This is a genomic window from Lentibacillus cibarius (assembly GCF_005887555.1).
Classification (GTDB): domain Bacteria; phylum Bacillota; class Bacilli; order Bacillales; family Amphibacillaceae; genus Lentibacillus; species Lentibacillus cibarius.
This window is the reverse complement of the sequence record NZ_VCIA01000001.1, coordinates 618,964-636,883: the sequence shown is the minus strand read 5'-3', so window position 1 is coordinate 636,883 and position 17,920 is coordinate 618,964. Positions and strand designations below refer to the sequence as shown.

Sequence of the window (17,920 nt, the reverse complement as noted above, 5' to 3'; positions counted from 1 at the left end):
GAGATTGTAGGGCTTTAACGACCGAACATTTTTCATATGAACTCGTCCGGAGAGGAACAAAGGTATAAACGCCTTTGCAGGCTAAAACCGTCACATCCTGTGCGGGCACCTGCACTAGTACGTCGAAGTAGGATGTGGAAGATTTGTAACCCCAGTTGTCTAAAAGTCTTTCCTACTGACGCAGAAAAAAACCGGCCTCCATAAGGAAGACCGGTTGCCGGCATAAGCCAACTATATTCCTTCATATATAAAATCCTTTTGGGATGAGGAAACGAAATGTTTGTTACCCTTTGTAAATCGGACCTGCGTTGTGGATTGCTTCACTTGCCTGTGTGAACTTTTGGAAATTCTCATGGAACTTCATGGCTAATGATTGTGCCTCTGCCTTATATGCTTCCTTATCGGACCAAGTATTACTTGGAATCAGTACCTCATCCGGAACCCCCGGTACATGCATCGGTGCAGCTAAGCCAAAAATGGAATCTGTAACTGTTTCGATATTATTTAATTCGCCTTCCAGTGCTGCATGCACCATTGCCCTTGTATAGGAAAGCTTAATGCGTTCACCCGTTCCATATGGCCCACCAGTCCACCCGGTGTTCACGAGAAATACATTTGAATTATATTGATCAATTTTTTCACCAAGCATTTCGGCGTATGCTGATGGTGCTAAAGGCAAGAACGGTGCGCCAAAGCAGGCAGAAAATGTTGCTTGCGGCATGGTGACACCACGCTCGGTTCCAGCTAGTTTACTTGTGTAGCCGCTTAGGAAATGATACATTGCCTGTTCTTTTGTCAGTTTACTGATTGGCGGCAAGGTACCGGAAGCGTCTGCGGTCAGAAAAATGATGGTATTTGGATGTCCGGCAACACTAGGTGAAACGATATTGTTGATGTTTTCGAGCGGATATGCTGCCCGTGTATTCTCCGTTAGGGACGTATCATCATAATCCGGATCGCGTGACGTCTTATCAAGGACAACGTTTTCCAAGACGGAACCAAACCGGATGGCATGATAAATCTGCGGTTCTTTTTTCTTGGATAAATTAATGCATTTGGCATAGCATCCACCCTCGATATTAAAGACGCCATTAGGGCTCCAGCCATGTTCATCGTCTCCAATCAGACGCCGGTAAGGATCAGCGGAAAGTGTCGTTTTACCGGTTCCGGACAGACCGAAGAACAGCGCTACATCACCTTCCTGGCCGATATTAGCCGAGCAGTGCATGGATAACACATCACGCTTGGGTAAAAGGTAATTCATGATAGAGAAAATGGATTTTTTGATTTCACCGGCATATTCGGTTCCGCCGATTAGTACAATCCGCTTTTTAAAAGAAATAAGAACAAACACCTCGGAATTAGTCCCGTCTACTTCCGGGTCAGCTTTGAATGTCGGTGCGGATATTACCGTGAATTCCGGTTGATGCTCTGTCAATTCGCTTTCTGTTGGTGTGATGAACAGCTGCCGGGAAAACAGGTTATGCCATGCGTATTCATTGATTACTTGAATCGGTAGCCTGTAATTTTCATCTGCGCCAGCAAAACCTTGGAATCGGAATAATTCATCTTTACTATGCAAATAGGCAGTCACTTTCTTTAGCAGTTGATCAAAGGAAGCTTCATCAATGGATTGGTTGGTTTCCCCCCAATCAACATCTTCACTAGTATCATCACGTACAATATATTTGTCTTTCGGGGAACGGCCTGTGTATTCTCCTGTTGTAGCACTGACAGCTCCTGTCGAACTTAAAACGCCTTCATCACGCGACAATACTTTTTCAACTAAATGTGGAACAGTTAAGTTTGAATGGATATTTTCATGTGTTAACAAATCTTTAGTCAGCAATGTGTCTTCTTTTGTTTTCATTTGGCATACCTACCTTTTTATTATTTTCATAGTATAAATAACTCTTATCAATTTAATCTGTTTATTAGTATAACACATTTTAAATAATAGTCCATACTATTTTATGGTTATATATATGAAATTTTCGTGTCAATGTTCCTGCATCCCAATAAATAAGTTGACATCCCATAGGGGGATTCGTTACGATATTTGTCGAGCGGATACTCTCTTATTCGGAGTGGTGGAGGGACAGACCCATTGAAGCCCGGCAACCGTCACGAATGTGAAAAGGTGCTAAACTGGTGCAAGGCCAAGACCTTGAACAATAAGAGCGAAAGGCCTCAACCTTTCCTCGGGACGCAGGAAAGGTTTTTTTGTTTGATAAAGAAACGAACAGGTTGAGATATACTGAAGAGAAGGAGTTCCGTATCAAAATCCAAGGAGGATAGCCATATGGCTATAAAGCGTCGATTATTCACATCTGAATCGGTGACAGAAGGCCATCCGGATAAAATTTGCGATCAGATTTCAGATGCGATACTTGATGAAATACTTACCAAAGATCCCAATGCTCGAGTAGCATGTGAGACAAACGTTACGACAGGAATGGTGCTTGTTTCTGGGGAGATTACAACAACAACCTATGCAGACATTCCAGCGATTGTACGCCAGACCATTAAAGATATAGGTTATACACGCGCCAAATTCGGTTTTGACGCTGAAACCTGCGCCGTGCTTACAGCCATCGATGAACAGTCGCCAGATATTGCCGGTGGCGTTGATAATGCACTGGAAGCACGTCTCGGAAAAATGAGTGATGAGGAAATAGCATCGATTGGTGCCGGCGATCAGGGGCTGATGTTCGGTTATGCTTGTGATGAAACAGAGGAATTGATGCCATTGCCAATTTCGCTCGCCCACAAACTGGCTAAACGGCTGGCAGATGTGCGCAGCGAATGCATATTGGACTATTTGCGTCCTGATGGTAAAACACAGGTAACGGTTGAATACGATGAAGACGGCAAACCGGTGCGAATTGATACTATCGTCATTTCTGCACAGCACCATCAAGATGCTGTTCCGGAACAGGTTGAAACAGACATGATTGAATATGTTATCCAACCGGTTGTTCCGGCGCATTTACTGGACGATGAGACCAATTATATCATTAATCCGACAGGGCGTTTTGTTATTGGCGGCCCACAAGGTGATGCAGGTCTGACGGGAAGAAAAATTATTGTTGACACATATGGCGGTTATGCACGTCATGGAGGCGGGGCATTCAGTGGGAAGGATTCGACGAAAGTGGATCGCTCAGCCGCGTATGCAGCACGGTATGTTGCAAAAAACATTGTTGCCGCAGATTTGGCAAAAACATGCGAAGTGCAACTTGCCTATGCAATCGGTGTTGCTGAGCCAGTATCAATTTCTATAAATACGTTTAACACCAGTGCGATGGACGAGGAAACGCTTGTGGATGCCATTCGGAAAACATTCGACCTTCGTCCGGCAGGTATCATACGCATGCTGGACTTACGGAAGCCAATTTTCAAAAACACTGCCGCATATGGTCATTTTGGACGGACGGATGTTTTATTCCCGTGGGAAAAAACCGACAAAGTAGATGAGTTGCAGGCATTGGTGAAAAACCGATAAAGGAAAAAGGTGCAGAATCTTGTCTGCACCTTTTCTGTAACGTCAGAAAGTATTATATGGATGACCTTAATAAAAACTTCGGTATTCGCTATAAGACAAGGCGGATATTGGGTTTTTCTAATGCCCTGTGTATATGGCGATAAGGTCGATTTTTGCCTTTTTTCGTAGTTATACTTGTTTGGTTTGTGGTATAATTTGAAAGATGCAACTGATGGAAAGTGAGGCAAAAAAATGTGCGGTTTTATTGGCATGATACGCAGCAACCCAGCTACACCAAGTGAAGAACAAAAAACTGCTTTTAAACAGCGAAATAATTTGATGACACATAGAGGCCCTGATGATGAAGGTTATTATCATGATGCGTATGTATCGCTTGGATTCCGACGTTTAAGCATCATCGACCTTGATAGTGGACAGCAGCCGTTAAGTTTTGATGATGAAGCAATCTGGCTCGTCTTCAATGGAGAAATCTATAATTATGTTGAATTGCGGCGTGACCTGATAGCAGAAGGCTTTTCGTTTACAACAGAATCGGACACTGAAGTCATTGCAGCCTTGTTTAAAAAATACAGGGAAAAAGCATTTGAACATTTGCGTGGGATGTTTTCGATTCTTGTTTGGGATAAAGAACACGAAATACTTTACGGTGCACGCGATCCATTCGGCATTAAACCGTTATTTTACCGGGAAACGGATGAAGAAACCGTGTTCGCATCTGAAAAGAAGAGTATTTCCTTCATGACGGAAAATGAAGCAGTTAACCCGGAGGCGCTGCAGCACTATTTGAGCTTCCAATTTGTCCCGGAGCCAATGACGATGACAACACGAATCCAAAAAGTAGAACCAGGGCACTACTTTATAAAAAAACCGACGGAAAAGATGACACAATATCGCTATTGGCAGGCATCATTCAATCCGGTACTAATGGACAAACAGGATTGGATGAAGCGTATTCAAGATGTGATGTATGATTCAGTCAATGTGCATATGCGCAGTGATGTTCCGGTCGGATCGTTTTTGTCCGGTGGTATTGACTCCACCATCATTGCGGCAATGGCAAAAGAATTCAACCCGGATATAAAGACATTTTCCGTTGGCTTTGAACGGGAAGGTTATTCTGAAATTGATGTTGCCAAGGAGACAGCAGACAAACTAGGGGTTGAGAATATCGCTTACCGCATTACTCCTGAAGAGTATGTGGAGAAACTTCCAAAAATCATGTGGCATATGGATGATCCACTTGCCGATCCAGCCTGTGTTCCTCTATATTTTGTGGCACGGGAAGCACGGAAACATGTCACAGTTGTTTTATCCGGCGAAGGAGCTGATGAACTGTTCGGCGGTTACAATATCTACCGGGAACCGGACTCCTTGAAACTGTTCGACAACATCCCGACCCCTATTAAAAGTTTGCTGGCAAGGGTGGCTGACGTTATGCCAGAGGGTGTACGTGGTAAGAGCTTCCTTGAGCGAGGGACAACCCCATTGCGCGACCGTTATATCGGTAACGCTAAAATGTTTGAAGATGATGAAAAGCAAAAGTTCCTGAAATCATTCCGGGACGATATATCTTACCGGCAAATAACGGAAAAGTTATATAATCAGGTAAGCGAGGATCCGCTCGTTAATCAGATGCAATATATCGACATTCATACGTGGATGCGCGGAGATATTTTATTAAAAGCGGATCGGACGACGATGGCCAATTCCCTTGAGCTCCGTGTTCCTTTTTTGGATAAAGAGGTATTCCGGGTGGCAAGCCAGCTGCCGCCAGGATTGAAAATTGCTAACGGGACGACTAAAAGTATTTTGCGTGAGGCCTCAAGAGGGATCATACCGGACCATGTGCTGGACCGGAAAAAGCTTGGTTTCCCTGTACCAATCCGCCACTGGCTGAAGAATGAGCTGTATGACTGGGCGAAACGGCTTATTCATGAAAGTCGGACAGAACATCTACTGCATAAATCATATATTTATGATCTACTTGATGCGCATTGCCAAGGTAAGGGAGATTACAGCCGTAAGATATGGACAGTGCTTATGTTTATGCTCTGGCATCAAATTTTTGTAGAGAAGGAATTTGACGAAGAAGCGTTATCTCGCCCTGAGCTTGACCTTGGGGTAATAACGAAGACCTGCCAGAGATAATAGAGACTAATAACAGGCGGTGCGTTGGTGAAAAAAGCGTGACCGCCTGTTAGCATGAGAAGGGCCGTCAGTCAAAGTTTTCGATCCGTAACCGCGAGGAGCATGCTTCGCCGAGCCAAAGTTTTTATTATAAGGATGTTAAAATGCCTGGCCCAGCTCAGTATGCTGTTTGTAGTACTGCCCTTTGTCAACGTAAGACTTCCGTACGCGTGCCATTTCTTCATAGTCTTTATCTGTCAATGTGCGGACAACTTTTGCCGGCCGACCCAGTGCAAGTGAATGGGGTGGTATTTTTTTGCCCGGCGGAATAAGACTTCCCGCACCAATGAAGGCATGTTCACCTATTTCGGCACCATCGAGAATAAGTGACCCCATGCCGACGAGGGCATTACGTTTGACTGTACATGCATGAAGGGTGACTTGGTGCCCGACAGTTACATCATCCTCTATCGTTAAAGGCATATCTGGACTTTGGTGCAGAAGTGACAAATCCTGAATATTGACCCGTTTACCAATCTTAGTTGGCGCAACATCCCCCCGGATAACGGCTTTGAACCACACGCTGGACCCTTCCTGAATGGTAACATCCCCGATGATGTCAGCATCATGTGCAATGAAAACTGAAGGGTGGATGTCGGGCTTTGTTTGTTTGAAATGGTGTATCATTTGAATCCCCCTAAAAAATATGGTGATATATAAGTAGTATAGTGTTTGAGGTAGAAGCAGACAAACTGGACGTTTTAACAAGGTGCAAAACTCTGTAACGAGGGTTTAATTTGAAATAATCGAAGAACTGTCGCAATAGCTATTGGAGGGGATGGGTTGGGATATCGTGTTCCGAAAACATCGGTGACCTTAATGATGGCAGTATATAGAAAAGTTTTCCCTGCAGTCAATAACGAATTAACTTTTTGGCAAAAACGTGCTAAGCAAATCCCGGAAAATGAATTGCGGAACCAAGCACTGGCGAGCATCGAATCAAAGCGGTTCCATTGCCTAGGTGGTGCTGTTTATGCTCTTCTCGCCGGCTATAAATGGCAGGAAGCAATCCGATTTATTGTTGCCTATCAGACAATCAGTGATTATTTGGACAATCTGTGTGACAGGAGTACGTCAATGGATCCTGATGACTTTCGGCAGCTGCATAAAGCGATGACCGATGCACTGAGTCCATCCAAACCGATTAGACATTATTATGCGTATCGTAGTGAAAAAGCGGATGGAGAGTATTTAGCAGATCTTGTCCGCACATGTCAAAAAACAATGCGGCAACTGGACGGATATGATGTGATTCAAAGCTACTTGTTTGAGTTAGAACAGCTTTATAGTGATCTACAGGTACATAAACATGTTCGTATGGACGAGCGTATTGACCGGTTAGTAAGCTGGTTTAACGCTAACACGAACGCATCAACTCCGCTTCATTGGTATGAATTCTCGGCAGCTGCCGGTTCGACGTTGGGGATCTTCTGCCTGGTTTCCTATTCACTAAACGTGCCAATGAGCAAAAAATTAGCGGAACAAATTGTCGATAGTTATTTCCCGTACATGCAGGGGTTACATATTTTATTGGATTATTATATCGATCAGAAGGAAGATGAAATGGAAGGTGACCTGAACTTCTGTAATTATTATGAAAGTCATGAACATATGAAAAAACGGTTGACTTATTTTATCAGACAGACCGATATCCATGTAGAGCAGATAAGGGACAGGTCATTTCATAAGATGGTCCACCATGGTCTTGTCGGATTGTATTTAGGCGATCCGAAAGTGAAAAGCTTATCCAGTGGAATGGATATGACTCATGTGTTACTTCGTGAAAGCGGGAGTGCAGCGTCTTTCTTTCACTGGAATGCCAAAATGTATCATTGGATTCGCAAAATAAAGGCCCGGCCTTATATTCCCGGACATGAAAGCGGCCGGGAAAGCCGGGAAGATTGACGGATTAAGTTCGTTTCTGGATGGCAATAATAAAGGGTGGATCGTTTTTCTGATTAATAAATCCATAATATAAAACATGGTACAGCTTCTGGTCGAACAGTTGCACATATCGCAGGAGATTCTCTTTCTCCTGGTCACCGCCCTCATGTCCATGATAAACAACAAGCACAATCAGCCCGTTTTGTTTAAGGTGGGATAGTATTCCTTCCAGCGCCAAAATAGTCGTCTCACTTTTGGTAATCACTGATTTGTCGCTTCCGGGAAGATAGCCTAGGTTAAAAATAGCCCCACCAATCCTTGTCAGTCGGTCTACGGGAATATGGTGGATGAAATTGCTGTGACTGTCGTTAATAATCGTTGCGTTAGTCAGCTGATACTCAGAGAGGCGCTGTTTCGTATTGATAATGGCTTGTTCCTGGATGTCAAATCCATAAACATGCCCACTAGAGCCAACTGCCTGACTAAGAAACACGGTGTCGTGCCCGTTGCCGCAAGTGGCGTCAATAACAGTGTCACCTTCAATAATAGCTTCATTCAATAGATGATGTGAAAAATGGATAATTCCTTTTATCATGTTTGTTTGTACTCCTTTATGTAACATGCTATGATTAGTTTAGCATGAAATACAAACAGTGGGAAAGTCGCCTACACTAGATTTTCTTGACAAAACCCTGGTGTATCGGCTAGAATTCGATTTACATAATGACCGGCGAAACGAAGGAGTAGTAGTGAATCTGCCCGGGTAAAGCGAGGTAGTGGCTGGTGTGAACTGCCCCCGAAGATTTATGAACTCACCTTTAAGCTGCATGGATGAAACAGCAGTAGTCTATGCCGTCTATCCGCGTTATGGATGGAAGTGAACGCAAATGACTGCGTTAAATTGGGTGGTACCGCGGGAAAGCTTCTCGTCCCTTATATGGGGATGAGTGGCTTTTTTATTGGATAAAATGACTGGTAGAAACCGCTGACATATGATTATTGTCAATGATATTTTCCCGCTGTCCGTGAAAAAAGAATAGAAGGAGGAAATAGTTATGAGTTTTAATCATCAAGAAATCGAAAAAAAATGGCAGCAATACTGGGCTGAACATAAAACCTTTAAAACCGACACATTTTCGAATAAGGAAAAAGTGTATGCGCTGGATATGTTCCCTTATCCATCCGGTGCCGGTCTGCATGTCGGACACCCGGAAGGATACACAGCGACGGATATTTACTCCCGGATGAAACGGATGCAAGGCTACGAGGTGCTCCATCCGATGGGGTGGGATGCGTTCGGACTGCCTGCGGAACAGTATGCGCTTGATACAGGCAACAGTCCGGCTGCATTTACGGATGAGAATATTGCTACTTTCAAAAGACAGATTCAGGAACTCGGTTTTTCCTACGACTGGGACCGTGAAATCAATACAACAGACCCGAACTATTATAAATGGACACAATGGATTTTCACTAAATTATATGAACATGGACTGGCTTATATGGATGAAGTTCCGGTCAATTGGTGCCCAGCTCTTGGTACAGTTCTTGCCAATGAAGAAGTGATCGACGGCAAAAGTGAACGTGGCGACCATCCGGTGATACGCAAACCGATGAAACAATGGATGTTACGGATTACCGCATATGCAGACCGGCTGTTGGATGATTTAGATGACGTAGACTGGCCGGAAAGTATTAAAGAAATGCAGCGGAACTGGATTGGCCGGTCAGAGGGCGCGGAACTCACATTTAGCGTGGATGGCCATTCCGAAACGTTTTCTGTTTTTACTACTCGACCTGATACACTGTTTGGTGCGACATATGCAGTTTTTGCACCGGAGCATCCGCTTGTTAAGAAAATCGTAACTCCTGATCAACAGGCCAAAGTGGATGAATATTTGAAAGAAATTGAGACGAAATCAGATTTGGAACGGACAGACTTGGCTAAGGAAAAAACGGGCGTGTTTACAGGAGCATATGCCATTAATCCGGTTAATAATGAAAAAATGCCAATTTGGATTGCTGATTATGTATTGATGAGCTATGGAAGCGGTGCAATTATGGCAGTTCCTGGTCATGATGAGCGTGACTATGAATTTGCCCAAAAATTTGAATTGCCGATTAAAGAGGTTGTTTCAGGTGGGGATCTTACCGAAGAGGCTTATACCGAGGACGGGGAACACGTTAATTCCGATTTCCTAAATGGGCTGTATACAGAGGATGCAATCGTCAAAATGATCGACTGGCTGGAAGCGAATGACATAGGGACACGGAAAGTAACATACCGGCTCAGAGACTGGCTGTTTTCGAGACAGCGTTATTGGGGAGAAACGATTCCAATCATTCACTGGGAAGATGGGTCGATGAGTGCAGTACCAGCGGATGAATTGCCGCTTGAACTGCCGGCGATGGATGAGATTAAGCCATCAGGTACTGGTGAATCACCGTTGGCAACGAGTGACTGGGTTCATGTTACCGATCCGGAAACAGGAATGAAGGGACGGCGTGAAACGAACACCATGCCACAATGGGCAGGGAGCTGCTGGTACTTTTTACGATTTATCGATCCAGATAATCCTGACAAGCTCGCCGACCCTGAAGCCTTAAAAGAATGGCTTCCGGTTGACATTTATATCGGTGGTGCTGAACATGCTGTCTTGCATCTCCTATACGCACGGTTCTGGCATAAATTCTTGTATGACATTGGTGTAGTACCGACCAAAGAACCATTTATGAAGCTTTTCAATCAGGGAATGATTCTCGGAGAAGGCAATGAAAAAATGAGTAAATCTAAAGGTAATGTCGTGAATCCAGACGATATTATTTCAACACATGGTGCGGATACACTAAGGCTGTACGAAATGTTCATGGGACCGTTGGATGCTGCAGTTGCCTGGTCGACGAATGGTCTGGATGGAGCACGGCGCTTTTTAGATCGGGTATGGCGCTTGTTTGTGAATGAGCAAGGGGAGCTGTCCGGAAAGATTATCGATACAAATGAGGACTCCACGTTAGATAAGGTCTATCATGAAACAGTGAAAAAGGTAACGGAGGATTTTGAAAACCTTCATTTCAATACAGGTATTTCACAGCTAATGGTATTTATTAACGAAGGATACAAAGCAGAAATAATTCCGAAAAAGTATGTGGAAGGGTTTGTTAAATTGCTTTCCCCTGTGGCGCCGCATCTGTCTGAAGAAATGTGGCAGGTTCTGGGCTATACCGAAACCATTAGCTATGAAAAGTGGCCGCAATATGACGAAAGTAAACTTGTAGAGGATGAAGTGGAAGTTGTGTTGCAGGTTATGGGCAAAGTCCGTGCCAAAATGAACGTGTCAAAAGACATATCAAAAGAAGAATTGGAAAAACAGGCACTTGAACATGAAAAGATTCAAGAATTTCTCGAAGGAAAGACAGTTCGCAAAGTAATTGTTGTACCCGGAAAGCTGGTCAATGTGGTTGCCAACTGATATTTGACTCGTGTAAAGTGCTTATTCTAGCAAAAAAGGATCTTTCCCTGCAAAATGGGGGAGACCCTTTTTTACTAAATAAAAAATATAAAGTGAAGCGATACAATTTTTTTTGGAAAAGTTAAACCACGCCCGGATTCGACGTACAGGACGTACTATACTGGCGTTGTCACAGGACGTGACGACGTTAGCCTACAGACACTTGCGCCTTTGTTCATAGGTGTCCGGTTGTGAAGGGATGCCGATATCTGATGCTATTATTTATCATCTGATATCCATTCGGTTTTTAAAATGATCCATTGGCCTTTTTCAAAATACCAAAGTGTCTCCACTGTTCCAAGCCGTTCTTCCGGATATGCTCCACTGATTGGCTGCTCACTTTTTAGCCCATATCCCTTTTGTTCACTGATTTTAACAGGTTTAACGTTTGAAATAGGCTGAATCATTGGAGATGTTTTTTCAAGTAACTTTCCATTTTCATCATAAATACCTTGATGAACATACTTAGTGGCGTGGTCACTAACGTCGACAATAGCTGGATCCTTATCAGGAGCTACTTGCACTTCCACTGTAAAGTTATTCTTAAACATGGTTTTGATAAATTTTTGTTCAGGAAATGGCATTTTTTTTAGATGCCCGTTATCAAACGTATACAATTGATAATGATGCAGTTTGCTCGTTTTTTCGGAAACACTTTGGTATAAAATGTCCTTTATGCCATCATGGTTTAAATCATGGAATAGAAGTTGCGGTTTGTATCCGCCACTAAACTGAATTTCTCGTTTTTTTCCGTCATTGCCTACTAAAGAAGCCCACGTATCAACATAATATCCTGTGTTGTCCGCAAACGGTAAGCCAGTTAATTCAATGGTTTCTTCTTCTGCGTTACCCGTTATATCCTCTTTATATATGGCAAGCTGTTGCGGGGATGGTTCATTATTTTTTTCTGCAAACATAGTGGCAGGCAATAGTAATGTAGCCAAAAGCAGAAAGACAATTTTTTTCATTACATTCACCTCAGAATCTCGTTATGTTAGTTTGTTCCATACAGTAACACGCTATACAAGTTGATGTTGTGAATAAAGAGAAACTTTTAGTGGCTTTTATTATAAGTTTTTATCGGTGTTACAAGATAGCATGTTTTGTTGTCCAGACCCTTAAAAGGGGAGTGAAAATGGATTATGTTAGTAAAATGTGACACCAAAAAGTTGAAAAGTTGGTTAGTAATAATGAGAAGGCACAGGGAGTGATAACAAGATAACAACCGCCAAACATATACCGTTATAAAAGATCCACTCTCTAAACTGGATAATGGTGTAATGTTGTATTCTAGCGACAGAAGTATGATGGTAGTGTCCTTTATAGGTGAACGTGGATTCAATGTTTGCAATATGGAAGGTGGGATGTTGGATTAGGACTGGAATGTAGTAGTCTGCTGAAAATCATTTACGAGAGTGTGGATTTATTTACCACTAACTTAATTTTAATTTTGTTTTTTAATACCGTTGACTTTTTAGTGCTTCGGTAGTATTATAATTCTTGCTGCTGAAAAACAGCGCAAAGAAATACACATCATTAATCAGTTGCTTTTAATAACAAAGAAAAAAAGTTGTTGACGGATGAAACGATTGATGATACTATAGTATTTGTTGTTGGGAAACGACAAAAAACGACAAAGTTTGCTCTTTGAAAACTGAACAAAACAGCCAGTATGATAAAAAGATGTCAAAGGTAAGAAGTCAGATTTTAAATCATTTCATTTAATGAAGACTTCAATCCCTTGAATCAATTTTAAAGCTAAGACATGAAGACTGATTGGTGTCAGTCTTATCACAAACTTTTTTTGAGAGTTTGATCTTGGCTCAGGACGAACGCTGGCGGCGTGCCTAATACATGCAAGTCGAGCGCGGGAAGCAGGCAATTGCCCTTCGGGGCATGCGCCTGTGGAACGAGCGGCGGACGGGTGAGTAACACGTGGGCAACCTACCTATAAGATCGGGATAACTCGCGGAAACGTGAGCTAATACCGGATGATGCTTTTTCTCGCATGGGAGAAAGCTGAAAGGCGGCTTTTAGCTGCCACTTACAGATGGGCCCGCGGCGCATTAGTTAGTTGGTGAGGTAAAGGCTCACCAAGGCGACGATGCGTAGCCGACCTGAGAGGGTGATCGGCCACACTGGGACTGAGACACGGCCCAGACTCCTACGGGAGGCAGCAGTAGGGAATCTTCCGCAATGGACGAAAGTCTGACGGAGCAACGCCGCGTGAGTGATGAAGGTCTTCGGATCGTAAAACTCTGTTGTCAGGGAAGAACAAGCATTGTTCGAATAGGGCGATGCCTTGACGGTACCTGACCAGAAAGCCCCGGCTAACTACGTGCCAGCAGCCGCGGTAATACGTAGGGGGCAAGCGTTGTCCGGAATTATTGGGCGTAAAGCGCGCGCAGGCGGTCTTTTAAGTCTGATGTGAAATCTCGTGGCTTAACCGTGAGCGGTCATTGGAAACTGGGAGGCTTGAGTGCAGAAGAGGAGAGTGGAATTCCACGTGTAGCGGTGAAATGCGTAGAGATGTGGAGGAACACCAGTGGCGAAGGCGACTCTCTGGTCTGTAACTGACGCTGAGGCGCGAAAGCGTGGGTAGCGAACAGGATTAGATACCCTGGTAGTCCACGCCGTAAACGTTGAGTGCTAGGTGTTAGGGGGTTTCCGCCCCTTTGTGCTGAAGTTAACGCATTAAGCACTCCGCCTGGGGAGTACGGCCGCAAGGCTGAAACTCAAAAGAATTGACGGGGGCCCGCACAAGCGGTGGAGCATGTGGTTTAATTCGAAGCAACGCGAAGAACCTTACCAGGTCTTGACATCCTCTGACAGCGGTAGAGATACCGTGTTCCCTTCGGGGACAGAGTGACAGGTGGTGCATGGTTGTCGTCAGCTCGTGTCGTGAGATGTTGGGTTAAGTCCCGTAACGAGCGCAACCCTTAATCTTAGTTGCCAGCATTCAGTTGGGCACTCTAAGGTGACTGCCGGTGACAAACCGGAGGAAGGCGGGGATGACGTCAAATCATCATGCCCCTTATGACCTGGGCTACACACGTGCTACAATGGATGGAACAAAGGGAAGCGAATCCGTGAGGTGAAGCAAATCCCATAAAACCATTCTCAGTTCGGATTGCAGGCTGCAACTCGCCTGTATGAAGCCGGAATCGCTAGTAATCGCGGATCAGCATGCCGCGGTGAATACGTTCCCGGGCCTTGTACACACCGCCCGTCACACCACGAGAGTTGGCAACACCCGAAGTCGGTGAGGTAACCATTTGGAGCCAGCCGCCGAAGGTGGGGCCAATGATTGGGGTGAAGTCGTAACAAGGTAGCCGTATCGGAAGGTGCGGCTGGATCACCTCCTTTCTAAGGAATATATAAACGGAAGCTTCTTGTCATCGATATACTATCGGTAGGCATTGAAGTTAAATTATAAAAGTCATACTCGGTTGTTTGGTTCAGTTTTGAGGGAGTGAACCCTCATTGTAGCCCACCATATATGGTGGCGTTATTTGCACCTTGAAAACTAAATAAGAGTAAAGTATTCAACGACATCAAATAAAAAGCGTAAGCGACTGTTTAGCGGCGATACGCATAAGCAAGGGGCCGTAAAGCACATGACTTTTTGTGCTTGGAGTGCCCATTGCTTATGACGCGAGCCGCTAGGAGCTGAAGCTGGATTAATAGTTAAGTGATCAAGGGCGCACGGTGAATGCCTTGGCACTGGGAGCCGATGAAGGACGGGACTAACACCGATATGCCTCGGGGAGTTGTAAGCAAACTGTGATCCGGGGATTTCCGAATGGGGGAACCCGCTGTCCGTAATGGGATAGTATGCGTATCTAAATACATAGGATACGCAAGGCAAACCCGGGGAACTGAAACATCTCAGTACCCGGAGGAAGAGAAAGCAAACGCGATTTCCTGAGTAGCGGCGAGCGAAACGGAATCAGCCCAAACCGAAAAGCTTGCTTTTCGGGGTTGTAGGACACTCCATTGGAGTTATCAAGAAACTGCTTAGACGAAATGGCCTGGAATGGCCGGCCAAAGAAGGTAAGAGCCCTGTAGTCCAAAGGCAGTTTCCTCCGGAGTGGATCCTGAGTACGGCGGAACACGAGAAATTCCGTCGGAATCCGGGAGGACCATCTCCCAAGGCTAAATACTACCCAGTGACCGATAGTGAACCAGTACCGTGAGGGAAAGGTGAAAAGCACCCCGGAAGGGGAGTGAAATAGAACCTGAAACCGTGTGCCTACAAGTAGTCGGAGCCCATTTATGGGTGACGGCGTACCTTTTGTAGAATGGACCGGCGAGTTGCGTTCGTATGCAAGGTTAAGTGGAAGACACGGAGCCGCAGCGAAAGCGAGTCTGAACAGGGCGATGAAGTATACGGGCGCAGACCCGAAACCGTGTGATCTACCCATGTCCAGGGTGAAGGTCAGGTAACACTGACAGGAGGCCCGAACCCACGTATGTTGAAAAATGCGGGGATGAGGTGTGGGTAGGGGTGAAATGCCAATCGAACACGGAGATAGCTGGTTCTCTCCGAAATAGCTTTAGGGCTAGCCTCAAGGTATACGTTCTGGAGGTAGAGCACTGATTGGACGAGGGGCCCTTATCGGGTTACCGAATTCAGTCAAACTCCGAATGCCAGCAACGTGAAACCTTGGGAGTCAGACTATGGGTGATAAGGTTCATAGTCGAAAGGGAAACAGCCCGGACCGCCAGCTAAGGTCCCTAAGTATACGTTAAGTGGAAAAGGATGTGGCGTTGCCCAGACAACCAGTATGTTGGCTTAGAAGCAGCCATCATTTAAAGAGTGCGTAATAGCTCACTGGTCGAGTGACGCTGCGCCGAAAATGTACCGGGGCTAAACGTATCACCGAAGCTGCGGATTGTTCTTACGAACAATGGTAGGAGAGCGTTCCAGGTGCTGTGAAGTCAGACCGTGAGGACTGGTGGAGCGCCTGGAAGTGAGAATGCCGGTATGAGTAGCGAAAAAAGAGTGAGAATCTCTTTCACCGAATGCCTAAGGATTCCTGAGGAAGGCTCGTCCGCTCAGGGTTAGTCGGGACCTAAGCCGAGGCCGAAAGGCGTAGGCGATGGATAACAGGCAGATATTCCTGTACCACCTCGTGAGCGTTTGAACGATGGGGGGGACGCAGCAGGATATGGAAAGCGCACCATTGGAAGTGTGCGTCCAAGCAGTGAGGAAGTTGGGCAGGCAAATCCGTCCAATAATTCCAAGCTGTGATGGGGAGGTCAATTGTGACCGAAGTTCCAGATTCCACACTGCCAAGAAAAGCCTCTAGTGAGTTCACAGGTGCCCGTACCGCAAACCGACACAGGTAGGCGCGGAGAATATCCGAAGGTGATCGGGAGAACTCTCGTTAAGGAACTCGGCAAAATGACCCCGTAACCTAGGGAGAAGGGGTGCTCAGGCTGAGTCTGAGCCGCAGTGAATAGGCCCAAGCGACTGTTTACCAAAAACACAGGTCTCTGCGAAGCCGAAAGGCGAAGTATAGGGGCTGACACCTGCCCGGTGCTGGAAGGTTAAGGGGATGCGTTAGCCTTCGGGCGAAGCGTTGAACCGAAGCCCCAGTAAACGGCGGCCGTAACTATAACGGTCCTAAGGTAGCGAAATTCCTTGTCGGGTAAGTTCCGACCCGCACGAAAGGTGCAACGACTTGGGCACTGTCTCAACGAGAGACCCGGTGAAATTATACTATGCGTGAAGATGCGCATTACCCGCGACAGGACGGAAAGACCCCGTGGAGCTTTACTGCACCTTGATATTGAATGTTGGTACAGCTTGTACAGGATAGGTGGGAGCCGTCGAAGCGTGAGCGCTAGCTTACGCGGAGGCACCCGTGGGATACCACCCTGGCTGTACGAACATTCTAACCCAGGGCCGTTATCCGGCCCGGAGACAGTTTCAGGCAGGCAGTTTGACTGGGGCGGTCGCCTCCCAAAAAGTAACGGAGGCGCCCAAAGGTTCCCTCAGAATGGTTGGAAATCATTCATGGCGTGTAAAGGCACAAGGGAGCTTGACTGCGAGACCTACAAGTCGAGCAGGGACGAAAGTCGGGCTTAGTGATCCGGTGGTTCCGCATGGAAGGGCCATCGCTCAACGGATAAAAGCTACCCCGGGGATAACAGGCTTATCTCCCCCAAGAGTTCACATCGACGGGGAGGTTTGGCACCTCGATGTCGGCTCATCGCATCCTGGGGCTGTAGTCGGTCCCAAGGGTTGGGCTGTTCGCCCATTAAAGCGGTACGCGAGCTGGGTTCAGAACGTCGTGAGACAGTTCGGTCCCTATCCGTCGTGGGCGCTGGAAGTTTGAGAGGAGCTGTCCTTAGTACGAGAGGACCGGGATGGACACACCGCTGGTGTACCAGTTGTTCCGCCAGGAGCACAGCTGGGTAGCTACGTGTGGTAAGGATAAGTGCTGAAAGCATCTAAGCATGAAGCCCCCCTCAAGATGAAACTTCCCATCACTTCGAGTGAGTAAGATCCCTCAGAGACGATGAGGTTGATAGGTCCGAGGTGGAAGCGTGGTGACACGTGGAGCTGACGGATACTAATCGATCGAGGACTTAACTACTACTACAGTCGTTGAATCACACTCTTATTTAGTTTTTAGGGTGTAAATTACCCCTTGATTTTTTCAAAAAACCATTCATAACTTTAAGGTCTGGTGGCGATAGCGGAGAGGACACACCTGTTCCCATGCCGAACACAGCAGTTAAGCTCTCCAGCGCCGATGGTAGTTGGGGCCTTGCCCCTGCGAGCGTAGGACGCTGCCAGGCAAAAGAAAAGCCAATGTACGAATAT

8 protein-coding genes, 3 rRNA genes, 1 riboswitch and 1 other annotated feature are annotated in these 17,920 nt (G+C 45.7%); of the genes, 7 read left to right on the top strand and 4 right to left on the bottom strand.

What is annotated here, in order from left to right:
- Nucleotides 1–283: 283 nt before the first annotated feature.
- Entirely contained in the window at nucleotides 284–1,870 is a 1,587-nt protein-coding gene (gene pckA, locus FFL34_RS03200) for a phosphoenolpyruvate carboxykinase (ATP) (protein ID WP_138601356.1), read from the bottom strand.
- Nucleotides 1,871–2,075: 205 nt separating this feature from the next.
- A riboswitch (SAM riboswitch) is annotated at nucleotides 2,076–2,181 on the top strand.
- Between the two features lie 121 nt (nucleotides 2,182–2,302).
- Between pckA and metK the strand changes: the two genes are divergently transcribed.
- Both metK and asnB read left to right on the top strand, forming a co-directional pair.
- On the top strand, nucleotides 2,303–3,505 hold the full coding sequence (gene metK, locus FFL34_RS03195; protein WP_138601353.1) for a methionine adenosyltransferase: 1,203 nt from the start codon (nucleotides 2,303–2,305) through the stop codon (nucleotides 3,503–3,505).
- A gap of 231 nt (nucleotides 3,506–3,736) precedes the next feature.
- On the top strand, nucleotides 3,737–5,653 hold the full coding sequence (gene asnB / locus FFL34_RS03190) for an asparagine synthase (glutamine-hydrolyzing) (protein ID WP_138601350.1): 1,917 nt from the start codon (nucleotides 3,737–3,739) through the stop codon (nucleotides 5,651–5,653).
- Between the two features lie 138 nt (nucleotides 5,654–5,791).
- On the opposite strand, the gene FFL34_RS03185 is transcribed toward asnB, so the two are convergent.
- A complete protein-coding gene (locus tag FFL34_RS03185) occupies nucleotides 5,792–6,319 on the bottom strand; it encodes a gamma carbonic anhydrase (RefSeq protein ID WP_138601348.1) in 528 nt (175 codons plus the stop codon).
- A gap of 156 nt (nucleotides 6,320–6,475) precedes the next feature.
- Between FFL34_RS03185 and FFL34_RS03180 the strand changes: the two genes are divergently transcribed.
- Nucleotides 6,476–7,597, top strand: a complete 1,122-nt coding sequence (locus FFL34_RS03180; protein ID WP_234031412.1) for a tetraprenyl-beta-curcumene synthase family protein — start codon at nucleotides 6,476–6,478, stop codon at nucleotides 7,595–7,597.
- Between the two features lie 4 nt (nucleotides 7,598–7,601).
- Here the strand turns inward: FFL34_RS03180 and FFL34_RS03175 are convergent, their stop codons facing one another.
- Nucleotides 7,602–8,171, bottom strand: coding sequence for a class I SAM-dependent methyltransferase (locus tag FFL34_RS03175; protein WP_138601345.1), 570 nt, complete (start codon nucleotides 8,169–8,171; stop codon nucleotides 7,602–7,604).
- Between the two features lie 129 nt (nucleotides 8,172–8,300).
- Nucleotides 8,301–8,513, top strand: a binding site (T-box leader).
- 118 nt (nucleotides 8,514–8,631) lie between these two features.
- Here FFL34_RS03175 and leuS point away from each other — a divergent pair.
- On the top strand, nucleotides 8,632–11,046 hold the full coding sequence (gene leuS / locus FFL34_RS03170) for a leucine--tRNA ligase (protein WP_138601342.1): 2,415 nt from the start codon (nucleotides 8,632–8,634) through the stop codon (nucleotides 11,044–11,046).
- A 257-nt stretch (nucleotides 11,047–11,303) separates the two neighbouring features.
- Here leuS and FFL34_RS03165 read toward each other — a convergent pair whose 3' ends face one another.
- Entirely contained in the window at nucleotides 11,304–12,053 is a 750-nt protein-coding gene (locus tag FFL34_RS03165) for a TorF family putative porin (protein WP_138601339.1), read from the bottom strand.
- Between the two features lie 832 nt (nucleotides 12,054–12,885).
- Between FFL34_RS03165 and FFL34_RS03160 the strand changes: the two genes are divergently transcribed.
- From FFL34_RS03160 to rrf, 3 genes are all read left to right on the top strand, one after another.
- Nucleotides 12,886–14,451 (top strand): 16S ribosomal RNA (locus FFL34_RS03160).
- A 319-nt stretch (nucleotides 14,452–14,770) separates the two neighbouring features.
- Nucleotides 14,771–17,690, top strand: a 23S ribosomal RNA gene (locus FFL34_RS03155).
- Nucleotides 17,691–17,779: 89 nt separating this feature from the next.
- Nucleotides 17,780–17,895: ribosomal RNA gene (rrf, locus tag FFL34_RS03150) — 5S ribosomal RNA — on the top strand.
- The 16S, 23S and 5S rRNA genes sit together here, the layout of an rRNA operon.
- Nucleotides 17,896–17,920 lie beyond the last annotated feature (25 nt).